Origin of the sequence: Amycolatopsis sp. NPDC051106, from assembly GCF_040682775.1 — a bacterium.
Lineage (GTDB): Bacteria > Actinomycetota > Actinomycetes > Mycobacteriales > Pseudonocardiaceae > Amycolatopsis.
In genome coordinates, this window is record NZ_JBFBBQ010000081.1 from 17,283 (window position 1) to 39,412 (window position 22,130).

At 72.3% G+C, this 22,130-nt stretch carries 20 protein-coding genes; 9 read left to right on the forward strand and 11 right to left on the reverse strand.

Annotated elements, in window-relative coordinates; genetic code table 11:
* Positions 1-168: 168 nt before the first annotated feature.
* Positions 169-600, reverse strand: a complete 432-nt coding sequence (gene mraZ / locus AB0M83_RS38470) for a division/cell wall cluster transcriptional repressor MraZ (RefSeq protein WP_014467434.1) — start codon at positions 598-600, stop codon at positions 169-171.
* A gap of 576 nt (positions 601-1,176) precedes the next feature.
* Between mraZ and AB0M83_RS38475 the strand changes: the two genes are divergently transcribed.
* On the forward strand, positions 1,177-2,142 hold the full coding sequence (locus AB0M83_RS38475) for a hypothetical protein (protein WP_364525045.1): 966 nt from the start codon (positions 1,177-1,179) through the stop codon (positions 2,140-2,142).
* A gap of 57 nt (positions 2,143-2,199) precedes the next feature.
* Here the strand turns inward: AB0M83_RS38475 and AB0M83_RS38480 are convergent, their stop codons facing one another.
* The 4 genes from AB0M83_RS38480 to AB0M83_RS38495 are packed head-to-tail and all read right to left on the reverse strand — an operon-like array spanning position 2,200 to position 4,384.
* Positions 2,200-2,925: an ESX secretion-associated protein EspG gene (locus tag AB0M83_RS38480; protein WP_364525046.1), complete on the reverse strand. Its 726-nt coding sequence runs from the start codon at positions 2,923-2,925 to the stop codon at positions 2,200-2,202.
* Positions 2,922-3,479 (reverse strand): PPE domain-containing protein, encoded by a 558-nt coding sequence (locus AB0M83_RS38485; RefSeq protein ID WP_364525048.1) that lies wholly within the window; start codon positions 3,477-3,479, stop codon positions 2,922-2,924. The genes AB0M83_RS38480 and AB0M83_RS38485 overlap by 4 nt, the downstream gene beginning before the upstream one ends.
* A 16-nt stretch (positions 3,480-3,495) precedes the next feature.
* Positions 3,496-4,041, reverse strand: a complete 546-nt coding sequence (locus AB0M83_RS38490; RefSeq protein ID WP_364525050.1) for a DUF3558 domain-containing protein — start codon at positions 4,039-4,041, stop codon at positions 3,496-3,498.
* Positions 4,034-4,384 (reverse strand): hypothetical protein, encoded by a 351-nt coding sequence (locus AB0M83_RS38495; RefSeq protein WP_364525052.1) that lies wholly within the window; start codon positions 4,382-4,384, stop codon positions 4,034-4,036. The genes AB0M83_RS38490 and AB0M83_RS38495 overlap by 8 nt, the downstream gene beginning before the upstream one ends.
* Positions 4,385-4,691: 307 nt before the next feature.
* On the opposite strand from AB0M83_RS38495, the gene AB0M83_RS38500 reads away from it, so the two are divergent.
* The 3 genes from AB0M83_RS38500 to AB0M83_RS38510 all read left to right on the forward strand — a co-directional run bounded on the left by AB0M83_RS38500 (position 4,692) and on the right by AB0M83_RS38510 (position 9,693).
* The gene (locus AB0M83_RS38500) at positions 4,692-5,762 is read left to right on the forward strand and encodes a MoxR family ATPase (RefSeq protein WP_364525054.1); all 1,071 of its coding nucleotides are present in this window, start codon (positions 4,692-4,694) and stop codon (positions 5,760-5,762) included.
* 24 nt (positions 5,763-5,786) lie between these two features.
* Positions 5,787-7,061 carry a DUF58 domain-containing protein gene (locus AB0M83_RS38505; protein WP_364525056.1) on the forward strand — a complete coding sequence of 425 codons (1,275 nt, stop codon included), beginning with the start codon at positions 5,787-5,789 and terminating at the stop codon, positions 7,059-7,061.
* Between the two features lie 142 nt (positions 7,062-7,203).
* Positions 7,204-9,693 (forward strand): DUF3488 and transglutaminase-like domain-containing protein, encoded by a 2,490-nt coding sequence (locus AB0M83_RS38510; RefSeq protein WP_364525058.1) that lies wholly within the window; start codon positions 7,204-7,206, stop codon positions 9,691-9,693.
* A 306-nt stretch (positions 9,694-9,999) separates the two neighbouring features.
* Here AB0M83_RS38510 and AB0M83_RS38515 read toward each other — a convergent pair whose 3' ends face one another.
* From AB0M83_RS38515 to AB0M83_RS38525, 3 genes are all read right to left on the reverse strand, one after another.
* Positions 10,000-10,404 (reverse strand): DUF3040 domain-containing protein, encoded by a 405-nt coding sequence (locus AB0M83_RS38515; protein WP_360468057.1) that lies wholly within the window; start codon positions 10,402-10,404, stop codon positions 10,000-10,002.
* A 633-nt stretch (positions 10,405-11,037) separates the two neighbouring features.
* Positions 11,038-12,252, reverse strand: a complete 1,215-nt coding sequence (dinB, locus tag AB0M83_RS38520; RefSeq protein WP_364525082.1) for a DNA polymerase IV — start codon at positions 12,250-12,252, stop codon at positions 11,038-11,040.
* 105 nt (positions 12,253-12,357) lie between these two features.
* Complete coding sequence (locus AB0M83_RS38525; RefSeq protein ID WP_364525060.1) at positions 12,358-13,083, reverse strand: methyltransferase domain-containing protein; 726 nt, start codon at positions 13,081-13,083, stop codon at positions 12,358-12,360.
* Positions 13,084-13,189: 106 nt separating this feature from the next.
* Here AB0M83_RS38525 and AB0M83_RS38530 point away from each other — a divergent pair, with 106 nt between their 5' ends.
* From AB0M83_RS38530 to AB0M83_RS38550, 5 genes are all read left to right on the forward strand, one after another.
* The gene (locus AB0M83_RS38530) at positions 13,190-14,083 is read left to right on the forward strand and encodes a ParA family protein (RefSeq protein ID WP_364525062.1); all 894 of its coding nucleotides are present in this window, start codon (positions 13,190-13,192) and stop codon (positions 14,081-14,083) included.
* Between the two features lie 3 nt (positions 14,084-14,086).
* On the forward strand, positions 14,087-14,896 hold the full coding sequence (locus tag AB0M83_RS38535) for a DNA-formamidopyrimidine glycosylase family protein (RefSeq protein WP_364525064.1): 810 nt from the start codon (positions 14,087-14,089) through the stop codon (positions 14,894-14,896).
* Positions 14,897-15,018: 122 nt separating this feature from the next.
* Positions 15,019-16,065, forward strand: a complete 1,047-nt coding sequence (gene add / locus AB0M83_RS38540) for an adenosine deaminase (RefSeq protein ID WP_364525066.1) — start codon at positions 15,019-15,021, stop codon at positions 16,063-16,065.
* Positions 16,066-16,452: 387 nt separating this feature from the next.
* Positions 16,453-17,025, forward strand: coding sequence for a GNAT family protein (locus tag AB0M83_RS38545; RefSeq protein WP_364525068.1), 573 nt, complete (start codon positions 16,453-16,455; stop codon positions 17,023-17,025).
* Between the two features lie 65 nt (positions 17,026-17,090).
* Positions 17,091-18,131 carry a quinone-dependent dihydroorotate dehydrogenase gene (locus AB0M83_RS38550; protein WP_364525070.1) on the forward strand — a complete coding sequence of 347 codons (1,041 nt, stop codon included), beginning with the start codon at positions 17,091-17,093 and terminating at the stop codon, positions 18,129-18,131.
* Here the strand turns inward: AB0M83_RS38550 and AB0M83_RS38555 are convergent.
* From AB0M83_RS38555 to AB0M83_RS38565, 3 genes are all read right to left on the reverse strand, one after another.
* The gene (locus tag AB0M83_RS38555; RefSeq protein WP_364525072.1) at positions 18,103-19,548 is read right to left on the reverse strand and encodes an amidase family protein; all 1,446 of its coding nucleotides are present in this window, start codon (positions 19,546-19,548) and stop codon (positions 18,103-18,105) included. The genes AB0M83_RS38550 and AB0M83_RS38555 overlap by 29 nt on opposite strands.
* A 435-nt stretch (positions 19,549-19,983) precedes the next feature.
* On the reverse strand, positions 19,984-20,976 hold the full coding sequence (locus AB0M83_RS38560) for a hypothetical protein (protein ID WP_364525074.1): 993 nt from the start codon (positions 20,974-20,976) through the stop codon (positions 19,984-19,986).
* Between the two features lie 29 nt (positions 20,977-21,005).
* Positions 21,006-21,848, reverse strand: coding sequence for a PspA/IM30 family protein (locus AB0M83_RS38565; protein ID WP_364525076.1), 843 nt, complete (start codon positions 21,846-21,848; stop codon positions 21,006-21,008).
* Positions 21,849-22,130 lie beyond the last annotated feature (282 nt).

The following is a 22,130-nucleotide window of genomic DNA, read 5'->3' on the forward strand; positions in this document are numbered from 1 at the left end:
CGGATGCCGTCAGGTCCCTGTCCGCCCGCTGCCGACCTGGTACCGGGGAAGGTGCACCAGGGCTGTTGAGCGGACAGAGGCCTCACGGCATCCGGGTGGACGTCTCCCGTCGCGGCGGGCGGCAAACCTGTCGTCCCCCGACGACGAAGGTGCACCGCGACCGCACGCTCAGAAGACGCCCGGCAGTACTTCCTCTCGAGCCTTCGCATAGCTGTCTTCGTGTTCCTCCAGGTAGCCCTGCCACGCTTGGGCATCCCAGATCTCGAGCCTGGTGATCGCCCCGATCACCACGCACTCCTTGCTGAGCCCCGCGTAGCGGCGGAGCTCGGGCGCGATGGTGATGCGCCCCTGGCCGTCCGGTCGTTGCTCGTCCGTGCCCGCGAACAGGTAGCGCTGGTAGGCCCGAACCGCCTCGTTGGTGAACGGGGCCTCGGCGACCTTGCGCGCCATCTGCTCGAACTCGGCGCGAGGGAAGACGAAGAGGCAGTGGTCCTGCCCCTTGGTAAGCATCAGCCCACCCGCCAAGGCGTCACGGAACTTCGCGGGCAGCGCGAGCCGCCCTTTGTCGTCCAGTTTCGGGGTGTGGGTGCCGAGGAACACGGCCTCCACCTCCCTACCGCACCCGGTGGCGAACCACCGCCTGCGGCTACGGGGCTTCCCTTCCGCCCCACTGGCCACCACCGTACCCCACTTTTCACCACAGTCAACGCGCGAAACCGGCGCCTCACTCCGTCGTGTCTCCCGTTTGCGCAGGTCAGCAGAGTGAGGGCCGGTGGGGGGCGCGGTGGGGGACGGTGGCCAAGATCCCCCGCGCCGGGGTCCGGAGCAACCTCAGCTGCACCCCATGCGTCCGCATAACGGCCGCGAAAGAACCCTGGGGCGGGTTTGCGGGGTCAGGTGGGGACCCGGGGTGGGGCCAGGTGGGGATGCAGGTGGACCCGAGTGGGGCTGCGGGTGGGTTCAAGTGGGGAACGCGGGTGAAGCCCAGCGGGGCGTGCGCCCGAACGGCCGAGAACGCCAGGAATGAGTCATTCACTGCGTCGGATGCAAGGAATGAGTCATTCACTGCATCCGCAGCCCGCCGAGTTGTCCACAGGCGGGCCACGGTGACGGCGAGTAGTCCACAGATCACGGAAAGGTCTGGTGGTGAGCGCACTCGCCGGTAACGATCAGCTGGTGAACAGAGGATCTTGGACGCGCGACGCGGAGGCGCTCTTCGCAGCGAGCCGTCGTGGCGTGATCACGGTGACGCAGTTGGAGGCCCTGGGGGTTCCTCAGGAGACCAGTTACCGGCGCTGCCTGCCGGACCGGCCGTGGCAACGGCTCCTGCCCGGGGTGGTCCTGCTCCGCACCGGCGCCCCGACGCGACGGCAACTGCTCGAAGGCGCCCTTCTCTACCGCGGTGACGAGGCGGTCATCACCGGACTGGAGTCGTGCCGGCGCCAAGGGCTGAAGCGCGACGCCCGCGCGGGGGAACCGGCCCACCTCCTTCTGCCGGCCCACCTGAAGACCACCAGCAGCGGTTACGTCCTGGTCGAGCGCACCACGCGGATGCCCGCCCCGGTCCGCCGCGACGGCCTCCCTCTCGCCCCGGCGACGCGATCCGTGCTGGACGAGTGCCGGCGGCTGAAGGAACGCGCGCCGATCCGGGCATTGCTCGCGGAGGCCGTTCAGCAGCTGGGCATCGACCCCGGCGAGCTGAGCACCGAGCTGGAGAGCGGCAGCCGGAGAGGGAGCGCCCTGCCCCGCGCCGTGCTCCGCGAGATCGCACGTGGCGCCAGGTCGGCGGCCGAGGCCGATGCCATGACCCTGTGGTGTCGCACCGGTCTTCCCGAACCGGTCTGGAACTCGGAGGTCCACGACGAGCACGGCCGCTATGTCGCCATCCCGGATGCCTGGTGCGACGAAGTAGCCCTCGCCTGGGAGATCGACTCCTACGAGTTCCACTTCGGGCAGCCCGCTTACGCGGCCACCCTCGCCCGCAACAACCGGTACGCCGCTGCCGGGATCGCCCTGGTGCAAACCGTGCCCAGCAGACTGCACACCGAGCCGCGTGCGGTGGTCGCCGAGCTGGTCTCCGCCTACCGCTCCGCCGCGGCCCGCCCACGGCCACCGGTCAGGCTGGCCGCACGCAGTGAATGACTCATTCCTTGCATCCGACGCCAGGAATGAGTCATTCACTGCATCGGAACGGGGGTCTCAGGTCTCCGGGGTGACCAGGGCTGCGACCCGGGAAGCGAGCCGCGCGCTGTCGACCGGGGTCACGTTCACCCACTCCTGCCCACCCCGGCCCGCGGTCTTGGTCGCGCAGTACGCCCCGACGTCCGTGTCGAACCACGTCAGCCCACCCACCCGGGAAACCCGGCCCGACGCCGAACGCCGGCTCACGCTGAACTGTCCCGCCGCGTAAACCGGCCGGGCCTGGATCGCCAGGACCTCCTGCTGCTGAGCCGACGCCGACCGTGAAGCAGAAGGAGAGCCCGAAAGCTCCGAAGCCGCCAGGTTGACCCCGTACCCAGGCCCCGCCGACAGCTCCGGCAAGACGTCCACGAGCGCCGTGCACAGCTCGCTCGGCAGGATCGAGTCCAGGCCGATCGTCTGCTCCGGCTGGGTCGCCAGGACTCCGTGGCGGCCGCGGGTCGCCGTCACCGCGCGGAACGGGGCGTCGGCCGTCATGTCCGCCAGCGCTTCGCACGCCACGAACACCTCGCCGCCCGCCAGGACATCCAGCCGCGAGGCCAGCGCCGGTGCCAGAGTGCCGTCGTACAGACCTCGCTCGGCCAGGTTTTCGTACACCGCCTTCCGCACCTCGGCACGCTCCGAGTCGGTCCCGCCGACGCTCCGCACGGTCAGCGGCTCCGGCGGACGGTCGTGGCCGAGGTCGGTCCAGAGGATGTCGAACGCCGATGCGGAGACGCGGATCAAGCCGGCCCCAGCGTGGGCGGCGCCGCGAACGACTCGGCGGGCACGTGGCCGCGCAGGGCCGCGTCGCGGGTCCGCATGACGTCGATCGCCTTCTGCCGCGCGGCTTCCGCCTCGGCGCGGCGGGCCGCCATCTCGTCGGCCAGCCCGGCCAGGACGAGCACGTTCCCGGACGACGCCGCGTCGCGGATCATCGACGCCGGGTCGTACGTCACCGGCGGCGGCATGTCGGCGCGGGCCCGCGCGGCCGCCTCCGCCTGCGCGCCGACCGCGCCTCCCACCGCCGCCGACACCGCGGCGGAGTGCGAAAGCCACTGCGCGGCCCGGCCCACCGCCGCGCGCGCCGCGTCCCCCGCGGCGCCGCGCCAGTTCTCTTCCGACGAGGCCACCAGCGCGGCGAGGTCCGCCGTCGACTCGTGCAGCCGTTTCGCCAGCCCTTCCCAGCGCGCGCCCGCCTCGCCCGCGGCGACCGGGTCGTTGTCGCGCTCGACCTCCGCGGCCATCGCCTCGTGGCTGTAGGCCTCGTACCTCGCGGTGGGCACAGGGGGTTCGGACACGGCGCACCTCTCGGGTTCAGGGCAGCTTGGGCTCGACCAGCCCGGCCACCGTGCCCGCGCGGCGGCACGCGAGCGGGGTGTCCGAAAAGCCGGTGTTGCTGACGTCGATCTGGACGCTGGCCGCGTCACCCACCCCGAGCAGCACGGCGCAGGTGCCGTCGGCGGCCTTCTTGTCCGCCACCTGCAGCGCCGGGTGGGCGCCGACCTTGGTCTTGGTGGCCGTCTTCTTCGCGACTTCGAGGTCGGCCAGGCCGTCGGTCTCGCTGAGGGTCACGGTGACGCCGAAGGTGCCGGGCACGGTCCAGTCGCACGCGCGGGCGCCGGCGATCTCCTTGGGCTTGCCGAGGACGCTCACCCCGGCGGCCGAACGGTCCTGCGGGCCGAGCAGCGCGCAGGGGTCGATCGCGGCGAGACCGGTCCAGGCGACGGGCGGGGTCTCGCTCGCGGCCGTGGCCGTCGCCGAGGTGTGCCCAGCGGCGGCGGGAGCTTGCTGCCCGCACCCGGCGACCGCGAGCAGGACGGCCAGGGCCCCCACGTACTTCTTCCGCACCGCGTCAGCCACCCGTGCAGTCCACCCCGTCCGCGGCGGTCTCGTCGGCGTGCTGGTACTTCGCCAGCGCCTGGCCGATCCGGTGCTTGAGCGTCTCGAGCTCCTTGCCGAACGCGGTCAGCTGCTGGACGGCCGAACCGCGCCCGCCGATGCCGTACTCGGCCATGAACCTGCCGACCTCCCCGGCGTACCCGCCGCCGAGCGGCACGCTCCGGCCGAGCACCTTGGCCTCGCGGACCATCTCGCCGACGACGTCTTGCAGGGCACCGAGCTTCGCGTAGGCGTCCGTGGCCAGCTCGGGCGCGACCGCGAACCCGCGGACGTCGTACGGCGGCTGCGCTCGCACGTCGCTCATAAGCGGTTACGCCTCTCAGTAGCCGGGCGACCTCGCATCGCAGCATACGACAGAGCAGGGCGTCAGCGGGAGCGCCCAGAATCGGGTGACAAGGCACCCGTTCGGGGTATCGTCGCTGCTTGCGCAGTGTCATCGACCGAAGTGCCGGGCGTGCTCCCCCGGGCTACGCGGGGTTCCGCCCCCAGGTTCGCCCGGGTTTGACACACTGGGTGGAAGGCTGGTCGCTGCGCGCGGACAGCAGCGATGGGGGCCGTTCGGGCCCGGCGGTGCGCACGGTGCGCGCGGCCAAGCGCCACCAGGAGGTCGAGTGACGTCGAGAATCCAGTCTGCGGCGCCCGGATCGGGCGAGCAGGCATCCGGGCGTCCGCCTTACCCGGCGGAGTCCACGGGCAACGGCCGGGCTCCCGGCCGTCCCGCGAGAGTGTCGCTGGACGAACTGCACGAGACCGCGCGGCGGATCGCCGCGAACGTCGAGCGGGTGCTGGTCGGCAAGCCCGACGTCATCCGGATCGCGCTGGTCACGCTGCTCGCCGAAGGCCACCTGCTGGTCGAGGACGTCCCCGGCGTCGGCAAGACGTCGCTGGCCAAGGCCCTCGCCCGGTCGATCGACTGCACGGTCAGCCGCATCCAGTTCACGCCGGACCTGCTGCCGAGCGACGTCACCGGCGTCTCCATCTACAACCGGCAGAACGGCGAGTTCGAGTTCCGCCCCGGCCCGGTGTTCGCGAACATCGTGGTGGGCGACGAGATCAACCGCGCCTCGCCGAAGACGCAGTCGGCGCTGCTCGAGTGCATGGAAGAGCACCAGGTCACCGTCGACACCTCGACCTACCACCTCGACGAGCCGTTCATGGTGATCGCCACCCAGAACCCGATCGAGATGGAAGGCACCTACGCGCTGCCCGAAGCCCAGCGCGACCGGTTCACCGCGCGGGTGTCCATCGGCTACCCCGACCAGCAGGCCGAGCTGGCCATGGTCGACGAGCACGCCGGGCACAACCCGATGGACGACCTGCAGCCGGTCTCCGACGGTGAGACCGTGCACCGGCTGATCGAGACGGTCCGCGGCGTGCACATGGCGCCGGAGGTCCGCCGCTACGCCGTCGACGTCGTCGCGGCCACCCGCCAGGTCCCGGAGATCCGGCTCGGCGCGTCCCCGCGAGCGACGCTGCACCTCGTCCGCGCGGCGCGCGCGCAGGCGGCGCTGTCGGGCCGCGACTACGTCGTGCCCGACGACCTGCACACGGTCGCGGTGCCGGTGCTGGCGCACCGCCTGGTGCTGACCACCGAGGCCCACGCGGCGCGCCGGTCGGCGACCGACGTCGTGCGGGCGGTGCTGCACCGGGTGCCGGTGCCGCAGGGCTCCCGGCCCCAATAACTGCCCGGCGAAGGGGAGAACGACGTGCTGCGTGCCCTGTCCGGCCTGACCACCCGCGGCCGCTGCCTGCTGGCCGCGGGGCTGGCGGCCGCGGTGTGCTCGTTCGTGCTCAACGAACGCGACCTGCTGCGGGTCGCCGTCTTCGTGGTGGCGCTGCCGCTGCTGGTCGCCGTGTTCATCTCGGCGACCCGGCTGCGCATCGGCGCCACCCGCGCGCTGCGCCCCCAGCGGGTCGCGGTGGGCGGCGCCGGCGAAGTGCAGCTGGAGCTGTGGCGCAGCGGTCGGCTGCCGGCCGGCGAGATCCTCCTCGAGGACGGCGTGCCGTACGCGCTGGGCTCGCGGCCGCGGTTCGTCGTCGAACGCCTCCCGCACGACCGGCGGGTCGCGCTGCGCTACCCGCTGCAGCCGGTGCTGCGCGGGATCCAGCAGGTCGGGCCGCTGCGCGCGACCATCACCGACCCGTTCGGGCTGTGCGAGTTCGAGCGCGAGCTGATCGGGCACTCGCGGCTGGTCGTCGTGCCCCGGGTGGTCCCGCTGTGGGGCCTGCCGAGCGGCGCGGGCATCGGCGTCGGCGACGACGGCACGGTCCGGCTGCACGCCGGGCAGGGCGAGGCCGACGTCATCGTCCGCCAGTACCGCCAGGGTGACGACCTGCGGAAGGTGCACTGGCGCTCGACCGCCCGGCGTGACGAGATCATGGTGCGCGTCGAGGAACGGCCCTGGCGCGGCGGCACCACGGTGCTGCTCGACCACCGCGCCGCCGCCCACCACGGCAGCGGCCCGGCCGCCAGCCTGGAGTGGGCCGTGTCCTTCGCCGCTTCGGCCGCGCTGCACCTGCGCCGGTCCGGGCACCGGGTCCGGCTGGTCAGCGAGCACGGCGCGACGCTCGCCGACACCCCGGGCGACGGCGGCGACCACTACGACCACGTCGTGCTCGACGCCCTCGCCGCGCTGCAGCCCGCCCACCAGCGGGACATCACGCTGGCCGGCGACCCGGCCGACGGCCAGGAGCTGATCGCCGTGCTCGGCACGGTCAGCACCGAGGCCGTGCACGAACTGGCCCAGTTCCGCCCGCGCGGCATCCGCAGCCTCGCCGTCCTGCTCGACACGCCCACGTGGTCGGCCGGGATGAGCGCGCCCGAGCAGCGGGCCGCGGCCACCGAGGACTCGGCCGCGCTGCTGCGCGCGTCCGGCTGGGGCGTGGTGATCGCCGGTCCCGGCTCGCCAATGCCGCAGGTGTGGGCCGAGCTGTGCCAGGCGGGCGCCCGCCGCGGCACGCTGATCGGCGGTACCCGATGAGCACGACCACCCGCGCCCCGGAGCCCGCGACGAGCGCGTCCGGCACCTTCGCGCCGAGCGGCGGTCCCCGGGCGAGCACGACTCACGCCCGCCACCGCGCACCGCACACCGCGATGAGCCCGGCCCTGATCGGTGGTACCCGATGAGCACCGCCGCCCCGCCACGTCCGTCCGCCACCCCGCCGCGGCGCCCCGCCTCGCAGCACCCGCTTTCCGCCTGGCGCGGCAGCTTGCTCGCGCCGTCCGCCGCCGGGATCGCGACGCTCTGCGCCGCGACGTCGGTGACCAGCGTCGTGTCGGGCCTGGCCTGGTTCGGCTACCTCTTCGTCGCGGTGCTGCTGATCGCCGCGACCGGCCTGGCGCTGCGCTCGCTGCAGGTGCCGACCGTGCTGGTCGGCCTCGGCCAGCTGCTGGTGCTGCTGTTCCTGATCACCGGCGCGTTCACCACGCACGGGATCCTGCAGGTCATCCCCGGCCCCGAAGCGTTCGGCGAGATCGGGACCACGCTCTCGGCCGCCGCCGAACAGATCCGCGTCGGGCTGCCGCCGGTCGAGGGCAGTCAGCCGATCCTCTGCCTGGTGACGATCCTGGTCGGCCTGGTCGCCGTCCTCGTCGACACGCTGACGGTGGCCGCCGCGGCCCCCGCCGCGACCGGGCTCGTGCTGCTCTGCGTCTACGCCGTGCCCGCCGCGTTGAGCGAGGAAATGCTGCCGTGGTGGACGTTCCTGCTCGGCGGGGCCGCGTTCGCCGGCCTGCTGGCGGTCGACGGCAACCACCGGCACCGGCGCTGGCGCACCCGGGAAGCACCCGGGCGCAGCGGCAAGCCCGCTGTGCTGTCCGCACCGGTCGCGGTCGTGGCCGCGGCGATCGTGCTCGGCCTGTTCGGCGGTGCGATCACCTGGGTCGGCACGGTCGGGCGGATCCCGTTCGGCACCGGCGGCGACGGCCCCGGCGCGGGGTCCGGCGGCTTCGGCATCCAGCCGTTCACCGAGCTGCGCGGCATGCTCGACCAGGGGTCCAACCGCGAGCTGTTCAAGGTCCGCGGCCTCGGCACCGACCGGCGGCTGCTGCGCGCGATGACGCTGGACACCTACTACCCCAACAAGGGCTGGGGCCTGCACGACGAAGGCCGTTCGCAGCAGGGCGTCCCGGTCGGGCCGCAGCTGCCGCCCGCACCGGGTGACGACGGCAGCGGCTCCGCGCGCCGGATCGACGTCGAACCGGCGAGCTGGCGCGACAACTGGCTGCCGGTGTACGGCGCGCCGCGGATGATCGACGGTGCCACCAACGGCTACCTCTACGACCAGGTCAGCGGCACGGTGTTCACCACGCGCAGCGAGGTCCCGCCGTCCTACACCGAATACGCGTCGCTGAAGGAGCCCACGGCCCCGGAGCTGCGCGTCACCCCGCAGGTCGACGACCTGCCACCGCGCTACACCCAGATCGACCGCGTCGACGACCGCGTCCGCGCGAAGACGCAGCAGCTGATCGCCGGCGAGTCCAACGACTTCGACCGCGCGTCGGCGATCTGGCGGTACTTCACGGCGCAGAACGGGTTCGTCTACGACACGAAGACCGCGCCGGCGAACGACGCCGACGCGCTCGCGGACTTCATCCTCAAGGGCAAGCGCGGCTTCTGCGAGCAGTTCGCGTCGGCGATGGCCGTGATGCTGCGGGTGGCGGGCATCCCGTCGCGGGTGGCCATCGGGTTCACGCCCGGCGTGCAGGTCAACGACTACCTCTCGATCAGCACCCAGGACGCGCACGCGTGGGTCGAGGCGTACTTCGGCGGCAAGGGCTGGGTGACGTTCGACCCGACGCCGCTGTCCGACGGCCGCGGCATCACCCCGTCGTACCTGCAGGCCGGCACGGAGGACGGCAACCAGCCCGACGACACCCAGGTGGCGCCGAGCACGGTCCAGTCGAGCGCCGCGCCGACCGGCGCACCCCGCGACACCGAGCAGAACCCGCAGGCGCAGGGCCAGGAGGCCACCGACGAGGGCACGCCGACCTTGGTGTGGGTGCTCGTGGGAGCGCTGGTCGCGCTCGCGCTGGTGACGACGGTCCTGGTGGTCGCCGGCGGGCGTCGGAGAAGGCCGGACCGCGCACCCGCGGCGTCCGGGTTCGGTGCGCTGCTCAAGAACTGGCTGCCGCTGATCGCGGCGGCGCTGTGGGTGGCGGTGCTCGGTGTGCTGACGTGGCTGGTGGCCTGGTGGTTCAGCCTGATCGTGGTGCTGCTGCTCGCCGGGCTGCTGGGCCCGTCCGCGGCGCGCGACGTCGGACGGCGCCGGCGCCTGCAGGAGATCGTCGCGCAGCGCCCGGGCGCGGCGGACGCGGCGTGGTCCGAGCTGCGGGCCGAGTGCGCCGACCGCGGCCTGCCGATCCCGCCGAGCGACACGGTCCGCGTGGCCGGCCAGAAGCTGGCGGCGAAGCACCACTTGGACGACGAAGGCCGCGACGGCCTGCGCACGGTGATCGGCGTCGTCGAGAAGTCGTGGTACGGCGAGGACGGCGTGGGCGACCCGACGCTCCCCTCGGCGTTCGACCACCTGCGGCGGAGCCTGCACCGGAACGCCCCGCTGTCCTGGAAGGGCCGGTTGTTCCCGAAGTCCCTCTTCCGCAACCGCGACTGACGGGGCATCTCGCGTGATCAGGCGGGCATCACGCGTGTCTGGAGGGGCATCGCGTGCGATGCCCCTCTGATCACACGAGATGCCTCTTCCGTCACGCCTGAAGCCTGTCCGATCACGCGAGATACGTCTCTGATCACGCGAGTTGCGGGTGCGATCACGTGAGTTGCGGGGCTGCTCACCGGGATCACCCGGTCGGGTGCCACCCAGGGTCACCACGGCCGGCGCGGGGCCGGCGAACCGGCTGAGCACACAAGAAGATCCGCGCCCGGCCGGGGTGGCGGGCGCGGATCTCGTGGTCTCGCGGCGCTACTGCTCCTCGAAGCGCTGGCGGAAGCGCTCTTCCATGCGCTGGGTGAAGGAACTCCGGCGGCCCGACTGCTTGGCCCCGCGACTTCCCGCTCCACCGCCCTTGCCGTCCGATTCGGCGCCGTGCCGGATCGATGTGACGGCCAACATGACCCCGAAGAACATCACGAGGAACCCGAGCACGCTGATCAGCGGGATGTCGGCCACCCGGAACTGCGGCACCACCACGCCCAGCACCAGCAGGGCCACGCCCACTACGAACAGGGCGATGCCCTGGATACGCCGTCGGCGAGCGGGGCGACGCAACCGGGTGCCACGCACCGTGGATGCGAACTTGGGGTCCTCGGCATAGAGCTCGCGCTCGATTTGATCGAGCAGCCGCTGCTCATGCTCGGAGAGTGGCATCTTTCCTCCTCCGGCACAGCTGTCGCGGGCGCCGGGCCGCGCAACGTCCTGGACCCAACAGCCAACCCCAGGCGGGGTGGCACTGTCCAGGATACGAGGCCCGCGCCCGGACGACTACCCGATCCCGCATCCAGAAGGGATCGAATTGGGCTAAATCCTTCCGGATCGGGGTTGCGGACGGTCACCGCCACCCAAAGTGACCGATTAACGGCCTGCGCGGCGATGTGGGGGATGGTGACCGAGCCGAAGATCACGCCGGGTGCGCGGCTCGCCGGAAGCAGACGGCGGCCCGATGGTGAGGTCGGCCATGCCGCCGGAACCGAGCGGGCAGGAGGGCCGAACCGGCCACGCGGCAGGAGCGGTACCGGCTTGCCCCATGGGCCGCGTAACCCGGCGGCGGGCGACACGAGCCAAGGCGGCGCAAGACCGGGCCAAACCGGCAGCCCGACCAGACGGACCGCCGCCGCGGGCGAAATCCCGCGATCGCCCCCAGCACACCCGGCTGACACGCATCACTACCCGCGAAGGCGGCGCCGCGAACCCGAGCGGCGCGCGTCCCACCCCTCAGCGCAGGCCGGGCTGCGCAAGCCCCTACCCCTACCCCTTCCCCGCAAGAACCGACCCCGGGCCGCGTCAGCTCTCCCTCGGTCCGAGCAGCGACGCCGGCCGGACCGCCGCGGACCCGAACTTCGACCGGGCCACGTCCGCCGCCACCTCGGCGTCCCGCCACCGCGGGGCGGGGGAGTCGAACACCAGCTGCTCCCCCTCCTCGCCCGTGTCGAGCCCCTCCACCCGCACCCCGATCAACCGGACCGCTCCCGTCGGCGCGTGCTCCGCGAGCAACGCCACCGCCACCGCGTGGATCTCCCGCGCCACGTCGGTCGCCGAGACCAGCGTGCGGGCTCGGGTGATCGTGCGGAAGTCGGCGAACCGCACCTTGATCGAGACCGTCCGGCCGCGCACGCCCCGCTCCCGCAACGTCGCCCCCACGCGCGAAGCCAGCCGCAGCAGCTCCAGGCCCAGCTCGGCCCGGTCGTGGCGGTCGACGTCGAACGTGTGCTCCGCGCCGATCGACTTCTCCGGTGAGTCGACGACCACCGAGCGCTCGTCGACGCCGTGCGCGAGCCGGTACAGGTGCTCCCCCACCGCGACCCCGAGCGACTTCTTAAGCCGCTCCGGCGGGAACGCCGCGACGTCGGCGATCGTGCTCAGCCCCAGCCGCCGCAGGTGCTCCTCGGTCCGCGCGCCGACTCCCCACAGCGCCGACACCGGCAGCGGGTGCAGGAACTGCCGGGTCTCCGCCGCGGGCACCACGACCATGCCGTCCGGCTTGGCCATCCCCGACGCCAGCTTCGCGACGAACTTGACCTTCGCCACCCCGACCGAGCAGGTGATCCCGTGTTCGGCCTGGACCCGAGAGCGGATCTGCGCGCCCAGCGAAGCAGGTGTCGCGCCCAGGCGCCGCAGAGCCCCGCTGACGTCCAGGAACGCCTCGTCCAGGCTCAGGGGCTCCACCAGCGGGGTGAGCTCGCGGAAGATCCCCATCACCCCGCGGGAGACCTCGCTGTAGAGCCCGCCGGTCGGCGGGATGTTGATCAGGTGCGGGCACAGCCGCTTCGCCGTCGAGAACGGCATCGCCGAGCGCACGCCGAACTTCCGCGCCGGGTAGTTCGCCGCCGCGACGACCGCGCGCGGCCCGCCGCCGGACACGACGACCGGCTTGTCGGCCAGTTCGGGCCGGGTGCGCAGCTCGACGGACACGAAGAACGCGTCCATGTCGACGTGCAGCATCCCGCACCCGGTGTCGTCCGGCGCCGGTTCCCCCGGCCGGACGCGGAACCGGCCCATCCCGCCCGGCAGCTCAGCATTTCGCCCCACCCCCGGGACGCTACCGGCCACCACCGACAGTTTCCGGCACCACCGAAGGCGAAGGCCGAAACCCGCCGAAAGAGGTCAGGCGAGCCGCGCGACCGCGTGCAGCCGGCCGGCGATGTCCCGCAGCGCCGGCGAGGCCGCCGCGACACGTTCGAACGCCGCCAGCTCGTCCTCGCGGACGTCGCCGCCGACCAGGTCCGAGATCACCCGGTCGCCCTGCAGCGACGCCACTTCGAGACCGGCGGCCTCCAGGTCGGCACGCAGACCGGCGGCGGAGAACCGCCGCAGCACCGTGTCGCCCGGGACGACCCCGTCCGCGCTCTCGAGCAGCCGCTGAGCCTCGCCCACGCGGCCCGACAACGCGCGGTGCAGCACCGCCGCGTGCCGGTTCGCGACCAGCACCGACACCGCTCCCCCCGGCGCGACCGCCGTGGCCAGCGCGGTGAGCACCGCGGCCGGGTCGTCGACGATCTCCAGCAGCCCGTGCGCCAGCACCAGGTCGGCCGAACCGGCCTCGACGTGGCGGCCCAGCGCGTCCGAGTCGTCCGCGACGACCGTGATCAGCTCGGAGACGCCTTCTTCCTCGGCCCGGCGCTGCAGCGTGGCGAGGGCGTTCGGGCTCGGCTCGACGACCGTGACCCGGCAGCCGGCCGCCGCGAACGGCACCGCCCAGCCGCCGCTGCCGCCGCCCACGTCGACGACGCGGGGGTGCTCGGCGCCCCGGGCGCGGGCGGCCTTCAGCTCGGCCTCGAGCACCCGGCGGACGGCGCCCGAACCCCGGGCGGCCACGGTCTCCGTCTTCATGCCGCACAGGGTAGTGCCCGCCCCGCCCCGCCTCCCCGGCTCCTCCCTTCGAGTGAACGGACCTTGCCCGGCGGCACCTCTCGCGCGCACCCGTAGGCTGGTCTTCGTGCACACGGTCGCCGTACTCAGCCTCAAGGGAGGCGTCGGCAAGACGACGGTCGCTCTCGGTATCGCGTCCGCCGCCCTGCGTAGGGGCACCCGGACGCTGGTCGTGGACCTCGACCCGCAGGGCAACGCCACGACCTCGCTCGACCCGCCGTACACCGACGCGACCCTCGCCGACGTGCTCGAGAACCCGACGCGCGAGATGCTGGAACGCGCCATCGCGCCGAGCGTCTGGAGCGAGGACGTCGATGTCCTCGTCGGCACCGAAGAGCTGGAACTGCTCAACGACCCCGACGCCGACAGCGATCGGCTCGCCAACTTCTCCCGCGCGCTGGACGAGCTGCACCGCACGCCGCTGCGGGAGACGCCGTACGAGCTGGTGATCCTGGACTGCCCGCCGTCGCTGGGCCGGCTGACGAAGTCGGCGTTGGTCGGCGCGGACAGCGCGCTGATCGTGACCGAGCCGACGATCTACGCCGTCGCCGGCGCGAACCGGGCGCTGGAAGCGATCGAGAAGATCCGCAAGGAGCTCAACCCGGACCTGCGCGCGATCGGCGTCCTGGTGAACAAGCTGCGCGTGCGGTCCTACGAGCACCAGTTCCGGATCGCCGAGCTGCGTGACAACTTCGGCTCGCTCGTGATGCCGACGGCGATCACCGACCGGCTGGCGGTCCAGCAGGCCCAGGGCGCGTGCAGCCCGATCCACGAGTGGCATTCGCCCGGCGCGCAGGAGATCGCGCTGACGTTCAACATGGTGCTGGCGAAGATCCTGCGTTCCAACCGGGCGGGCCGCCACCGCATCGCCGGCGAAGAGCCCGAAGGCCCGGACTGGCCCGAGGGCCCGGCGCCGGAGACGCCCGAGGCCCCGGCCGAGGTGTCCGAATCCGCGGGGTGAGCCGTGCCCGAAGGTGACACCGTGTACCTGGTCGGAAAGCGCTTCGACCGGGCGATCGCGGGGAAGACGTTGCTGCGCGGCCAGTTCCGGGTCCCGCAGCTGGCCACTGTGGACCTCACCGGCCGCGAGGTGCTCGGCGTCGGGACGGTCGGCAAGCACCTGTTCACCCGCTTCTCCGGCGACCTCACGCTGCATTCGCACCTGATGATGGACGGCATGTGGGACGTCTACCCGGCCGGCGCGAAGTGGCGCCGGCCCGGGCACCACGCCCGCGTGGTCCTGACCGCGGCCGACGTCCAGGTGATCGGCTTCCGCGTCCACGACCTCAAGCTCGTGCCCACACCCAAGGAACACGACCTCGTCGCCCACCTCGGCCCGGACCTGCTGGATCCACAGTGGACGGACGAGCACGCCGCCCGCGCGGCGGCGGCCCTGTCCGCCGATCCCGGGCGCGAGCTGGGGCTCGCACTGCTCGACCAGCGCGTGATGGCGGGCGTCGGGAACCTCTACAAGTGCGAGATCGCCTTCCTGCTCGGCGTCACCCCGTGGACACCGGTGTCCGAAGTGGACGCCGGTCGCACGGTCGCGCTCTCCCGCAAGCTGTTGCTGGCCAACGCCACCGCCGGGCGCTTCGACCAGAGCACCACCGGTCACCTCGACCGCAACCGCAAGAACTGGGTCTACGAGCGCACCCGCCAGGGGTGTTTCCGCTGCGGCGGCCGGGTCCTGGTCCGCACGCAGGGCCACGACGTCCAGCGGCGGCCGACGTGGTTCTGCCCGAAGGACCAGCACGGCCCGGCTCCCGCGAGCTAGAGTGACCCCCGTGACGTCGTTCAAGCTCCCGCTCTACGGGACCGACACCGAACGCGGCGACCTCGCTCCCTGAGCCGTCCGCGCTCCGTCCGTCACCCTCTCACCGCACAGGGAGCTCAGTCATGCCCGGAATCCTCACCGGGCAGGCGCTGCGCGCGTTCGCGCACGCCCTGCCCAAGGTCGAACTGCACGTCCACCTCGTCGGCTCGGCGAGCCTGCCGACGGTCCTGGAGCTGGCCCGGCGGCGGCCGGCCGCCGGCGTCCCCACCGACGAGCGCGAGCTCGCGGAGTTCTTCACCTTTCGCGACTTCGCCCACTTCCTCACCGTCTACCTCGCGGTCACCTCGCTCGTGCGCGACCGCCACGACGTCCACACGCTCGTGGCGGGCCTGGCCACCGACCTCGCCGCGCAGAACTGCCGCTACGCCGAAGTCACCGTGACGCCCTACAACCACCTGCTCGACGGCGTTCCCGGCGACGACCTGCTGGCCGGGCTCGCCTCCGGCCGGGCCCGCGCCGCCGAACTGGGCGTCGAACTGGCCTGGTGCTTCGACATTCCCGGCGAAAAGGGCACGAAGGCCGGACAGGAGACACTGGTGTTCGCGCTGCGCGAACGCCCGGAAGGCCTGGTGTCCTTCGGCCTCGGCGGCCCGGAGCTCGGAGTCGGGCGCGCGCAGTTCGAGCCGTTCTTCACCCGCGCCAGGGAAGCCGGGCTGCACAGCGTCCCGCACGCCGGCGAAACCACCGGCCCGGCCACGATCTGGTCCGCGCTGCACGACCTCGGCGCCGAGCGCGTCGGCCACGGCACCAGCTGCGCCGCCGACCCGGCCCTGCTGGAACACCTTGCGGCACACCGGATCCCCCTCGAAGTGTGCCCGACGTCGAACGTGCGCACCGGCCAGGTCCCGAGCATCGCGGCCCACCCCGTGCGGCGGATGCTCGACCACGGCGTCGTCGTGACGCTCAACACCGACGACCCGCCGATGTTCGGCGCCACGCTCACCGGCGAGTACGTCGCCGTCGCCGAAACGCTGGGTCTCACGGCGGCCGAGCTGGCCCGGTTGGCCGAGAACGCCGTGGACGCGTCGTTCCTCGGCGAACGGCGGAAAGCCCGCCTGCGGACGGAGATCACAGAAATGACGTTGCCGGACACCGGGAACTTCGCCTAGCGTGGAAGTACACAAGAGAGGAGGTGGTCCTAAGTTGTATTCCCACAGGACTTGTGAGGTGGCTGTCCGCTAGCGGATGGCACGTGGAGGACTTTGAGCAGCGTTACAGCTGAGCCACCTTCGGCTCATCGCCTGCTCCACGTGATGCCTGATAGCGAATACCAGGCAGTCACCGTGCCCCCGGGGTTTCCGAGCACCAGTCCGGCTCGGGCTCAGGCGTTCAACGACGCTTGAGAGACACCCCGGGGGTTCTTTAATGCGCTCATTAGTGCAGGTCACCCCCGTCCGCCGACGCCGGACGACCGCCCGGCGATCCGACCACGCATCGGGCGAAACACATCGACCCGATCTGTCCCTCGAACGGCTGAAGGTCGCTAGCCTGGAAGCATGCTCAGGCCCGACTACCCGCTCACCACGGCTCGGCTGCTCCTGCGCCCGTTCACGCCCGACGACCTCGACGCGCTGAACTCCTTCCAGTCCCGCGCCGACGTCGCCCGTTACCTCTACTGGGGCCCGCGCAGCCGCGCCGAATCGGCCGCCGCGCTCGCGAAACGGGTGCACAGCTCGACGTTGACCAAGGAAGGGCAGTTCCTCGCCGTGGCGGTCGAGCTGGCCTCGACCGGGCAGCTGATCGGCGACTTGAACCTGGAGTGGCTCAGCAGCGAGCACCGGCAGGGCGAGATCGGGTTCGTCTTCCACCCGGACCACCACGGCAAGGGCCTCGCGGCGGAGGCGACCACGGAACTGCTGCGGCTGGGCTTCGAAGACCTCGGTCTGCACCGCATCATCGGCCGGTGCGACGGCCGGAACACCGCGTCCGCCGCGCTGATGGAACGGCTCGGGATGCGCCGGGAAGCGCACCTGCGGGAAAACGAGATCGTCAAGGGCGAGTGGACCGACGAACTGGTCTACGCGATGCTCGAAGACGAGTGGAAGGACCTGCGGGCCGCCGGCGACTAGTGGCCGCGTTCACGCCGGGGTGACGCTCCGGTCGCGCGGTTCGCGCGGTTTGGCAGCATGGGGGCGTGTTCTTCGACAAGATCGTCCGCCCGGCGCTGTACCGGCTGTCCTACCACGACCCCGAACTGGTGCACGAGCGCACGATCGGCGTCCTGGCCCGGCTCGGCAAGGTGGCCGGTCGTACACTCGGCGGGGCCCTCCGGGTCGACGACCCGGTGACCGTGCTGGGCCTGCGGTTCCCCAACCGCGTCGGCCTCGCCGCCGGGATGGACAAGAACGGCCGGGCCCTGCCCGCGTGGGCGGCGCTGGGCTTCGGCTTCGTCGAGGTCGGCACGGTGACGCGGCGGGCCCAGCCGGGCAACCCGAAGCCGCGGCTGTTCAGCCTCCCGGCCAGCGACGCGGTGATCAACCGCATGGGCTTCAACAACGACGGCGCGGAGGCGCTCGCGGCCAAGCTCGCGCGCGACGGGAAACCCGGCGTGCCGCTCGGGATCAGCATCGGCAAGTCGAAGGTCACGCTCCTCGAAGACGCCGTCGAGGACTACCGCTTCTCCCTGCGCGCGCTGTACCCGTACGCCGACTACTTCGCCGTCAACGTCAGCTCGCCGAACACCCCGGGGCTGCGGCAGCTGCAGGACCGCGCCGCGCTCGGCGAGCTGCTCGGGGAGCTGCGCGCGACGTCGGCGGAGCTCGCCGGCGCGGGCACGGCGACTCCGATCCTGGTGAAGGTGGCGCCGGACCTGACCGACGACGCCTTGGGCGAGCTCCTGGAGGTCGCGCTCGAACACGGCGTCGCCGGGATCATCGCCACGAACACGACGCTCGCCCGTGACGGCATCGCGCCCGTGGAGAGCGGCCTGGCCGGACAGGCGGGAGGACTGTCCGGCCGGCCGCTGACCACCCGCGCGGCGGAGGTCGTGCGGTTCGTGCACGACCACACCGGCGGGAGCCTGCCGATCATCGGCGTCGGCGGGATCATGGGCCCGGACGACGCCGTCCGGCTCGTGGACGCGGGGGCGTCGCTCGTGCAGCTCTACAGCGGGTTCGCACTGCACGGGCCGGGCCTGGTGCGCCGGGTCAGCCGGGGTCTCGCGGCCCGGCGGTAGAGGTGAACCGGACGTAACCGCGCCACGATTCGTAGCGGTCCAGACCGGTCCCGCCACTCGTCGCGGCGCACCGGACGGCCAGCGGCCGGGTGCCGTCGTCGAGCTCGACCCGCTCCAGCACGAACGGTTCCTGCAACGTGGCGACGAACCGCTCGAACGCGGCCGGGGACAGCCGCCAGCTTTCGCCGTCGAGGCTGCTGCCCTCGGCGTGGTCCAGCACGCCCGGCTGCGGCGGTTCGGTGTCCAGCAGCACCATCCGGTAGGCCTCGGTGGTCCGGACCGGCCGGGTGAACCGGGCGCCGAGCTCGGTCAGCCGGGTGTTGAGCGGCTGGCCGCGCAGGTGCGCGCCGAACACGACGACGTCCTCGCCCGGCTCCGGGTAGGGCGTCATGGGCTCGTCCGTGCAGACCGTCGCGAGGTCCAGGCCGATCTGGTCTTCGAACGCCCGCGTCAGGAAGGTGACGCCGAACGGGCGCTTGTCGCCCGGCAGCACCGGGACGGTGACCGACGCCAGGTCGAGCAGGTTCGCGAAGGCGGTGCAGCCGGCCAGGCGGTGGTTCACGGCGGCCGGGTCGGCCAGGGCTTCGGCGAGCTCCGGGTGGTCCGGCACGGTCGGCACCAGGAGCGCGTCGAAGCCCTCCGGCACCCCTCCCGAGACGACGACCGGCTCGAGGACCACGCCCGCGGCCGTCAACCGCTTCACGGTGTCCTCGAACGCGATGGCCGCGGCGGGTCCCAGCGGCAGGTCGCGCGCGTACGCGACGCGCGGGTGCTCGCCGGCGCCGAGACGGACGTCGGCGGGCCAGGTGCGAGTCGGGGAGACGCCGTCCGGGCCGGTCATCAGGGCGAGCGCGCGACGACCGGCGACCAGGCCGTTCGTGTACACCGAGACGGCCTCGGAGGCGCGGACGCCGGTCATCGGCAGCAAGCCGCGGGTCGGCCTCAGCGCGACGACCGCGTTCAGGGCCGCCGGGACCGCGCCCGCGGTGCTCAGGGCCAAGTCGACGATGCCCAGTGCGACGGCGACCGCGGCACCGCGCCCCCCGGTCTTCGTCCGGTCCCGAGCGGAGGCCACGGTGGCGGCCCCGGTCTTGCCGAGCACGACGGAACCGGCCGCGGTGAGCCGGGAGACGATCGTGGCGCCGGTTTCCGGGACCGAGCGGCCGGACGGCTGCCCGGCGACGTCGATCAGCTCCGGCACGGCGAAGACGGTGCCCGCCAGCGGCAGGTCCTCTCCCGCCTGGACGCGTTCTTCGACGGCCTTGGCGTCGACGAGGACGTCCTCGACGGCGCGGAGGGTGGACCAGAGTTCGGGACGATTCGCTTCGGTGATGCGCTCGAAGGCCGCGATGACGCGCTGGGAGGCACTGGGCGGGGTCGGCGGTACGGGATCCGGGTCCGGCGGGAGCGTGTTCACGGGGCGTCCTTTCCTCGGCGGTCGAGAAAGTCCACTGTGTACGGTCGGCACCGGCGATCCTCAGAGCACGGCGGGCCTCCCGGCTAGTGACACCTCTGCATGCATGACAGAAACGTTAGGTGGTCGACGTTTCCGTAGCCAGCTGTTTCCGATTACGCGCGGGTTTCGGCACCAAGAGGTGAACAGGGCGCGACGCCGGGGTGAAACGCACGATCACGCACGCCGCGTGACGAAGGACCGGAAGGCCCGGATCCGGCACCCGAACGGCCGAGTTTGAAATCCCAACGGCCCAGCGCACCCCGAATCCGCGTGTTCAGGGACGTAACCGGCGTGATTGAAGCCGGAACTCGCGTGATCGAAGCCGTGACGGCTCTGATCACACGAGTTCCGGGTCTGCTCACGCGAGTTCCGGCGTGGATCACGCAGGGTGGGACGTCAGGAGAGTTCGCGCAGGGCCATGGCCAGGCCGGCCAGGCGGTCAGTGGCGTCGGTGAGGGCCTGTTTGGACGTCACGAGGCCGTCGCTCGACGCGGCGACCGTGTGGCCGGCCGCGGCGACGAGGCCGCGGTAGCCCTCGAGGCCGTCGTCGAGCTGTTCGCGGAGCTTGCCGACCGCCGCGTCCAGGGCCGCCTGTTCGCGGGCCGGGGCGGAGTTGCGGCCGCGCTCGATCGCCTGGATCCGGGCCGCCAGGCCGCGCAGGGCGGCGGCGGCTTCGGTCGCGGTCTGCCCGGCGTCCGCGACGGACACTTCGGACACCGGTGTCGTGCCCACCGAGGACGGTACGGAGAGCTGGCGCAGCAGCTCACCCAAAGAGGCCTCGCACTCCGCCAGCCGTTCCATCGGCTCGCGCGCGGCGGATCCCGCGGGCGGCAGCGGTGGCGGGCCGGCCGGTGCGGCCGGGAGCGGGGTGCGCTTCAGTTCACGCAGTTTGAGTCCGCTTCGGACGCCGAACGTCCCGAAGACGACGGCACCGGCGAACGCCATGATGGCCTGCGGCATCATCGCGGCACCGGTCGCGCTCATCCAGCCCAGCCCGGCCGAGACGGCGAGGACGCCGCACAGGATCGTCAGCAGGATCCACAGCGTCATCGCGCGCGACGTCCGGCGCTTGCGGCGTTCGTGCTTCGCGGCCGGGTGGTTCCAGCGGTCCCACTTGGCCCGGGCCTCGGCGAACGCCGGGACCTGGTTCGCCATGGTCGAGAACGTCGCCGACATGTCGGGCCGCCGCACGGACGGCCGCTGCAGCGGGTTCGGCCGGGGACGCTGCGGTGCGGGCTTCCCGCCGGCCTGGTCGGCCGGCGGGAAGTACTTCTGCACCTTTTGGAGCTTTTCCTGGGCGCGCACGGCGTAGTCGGGCAGCTTCTCGATGTGCTTCTCCAGCTTCGCACTGAACTCGCCGAAGTCGCGTCGTCTGCCCTGCTGCCCCATGCTCGCCCCCTTCGAACTCCGTACCCGCGTCAGGCCGGGTTCTTGCCCTGCTCGGCCTGCACGCGCGCCTGGATCTCGCGCTGGATGTCGGCCGAGTTGGCGGCCGGCTGCTGGGCCGCCTTGCCGCCGTCGGTCACCTGGGCGACCGACTCGCCGCGCATGGACGAGCGGATCTGCTCGAGCCGCGAGTGCCCGGCCAGCTGCGTGGTGGAGGCCTGGACCTCCATCATGCGCCCCTGGACCGAGTTCTGCGCCAGTTCCGCCGAGCCCAGCGCCGTGGTGTAGCGCTTCTCGATCTTGTCGCGGACCTCTTCCAGCGACGGCGTGTTGCCCGGCGCCGCCAGCTGGCTCATCTGGTTCAGCGAAGCGGAGACCTGCTCCTGCATCTTCGCCTGCTCCAGCTGCGAGAGCAGCTTCGTGCGCTCGGCCAGCTTCTGCTGCAGCATCTGCGAGTTGCGTTCCACGGCCTTCTTGGCCTGGGCGGCGGCCTGCAGCGACTGGTCGTGCAGCGTCTTCAGGTCCTCGATGTTCTGCTCGGCCGTGACGAGCTGCGTCGCGAAGCTCTCCGCGGCGTTCTCGAACTCGACGGCCTTCTGCTCGTCACCCTTGGACCGGGCCTCGTCCGCGAGGACGAGGGCCTGCCGGGTCGAGGCCTGCAGCTTCTCGACGTCGCCGAGCTGCCGGTTGAGCTTCATCTCCAGCTGCCGCTGGTTGCCGATCACGGAGGCGGCCTGCTGCGTCAGCGCCTGGTGGTTGCGCTGCGCCTCCTCGATGGCCTGCTGGATCTGTACCTTCGGGTCGGCGTGTTCGTCGATCTTCGACGAGAACGCCGCCATCATGTACTTCCAGAACTTCACGAACGGGTTGGCCATCTCCTCCGCCTGCCTTCTTGCGTCCCACGGGCCTAGGTCCTCGGGGTGGGGCGTCACTCCCCTGCACATGCAACGCACCGACCCCGGCGTTGGGTTCCATCGTGTCAGGTCGGCCACGTCCGTTCCAGGCGACCCCGGGGGATTTCAGGGTTCGCCCCTGATCACCCCTGGAGGTAACGCCGCCCGCCCCGGGCGGGTTGCCCCGAGCCGAGGGCCGGAATTCGGCCCGAAACCTGGCCCGGCCCTGGCCCGACGCAGCCGGCCCCGGGCGGTTTGCCCGGG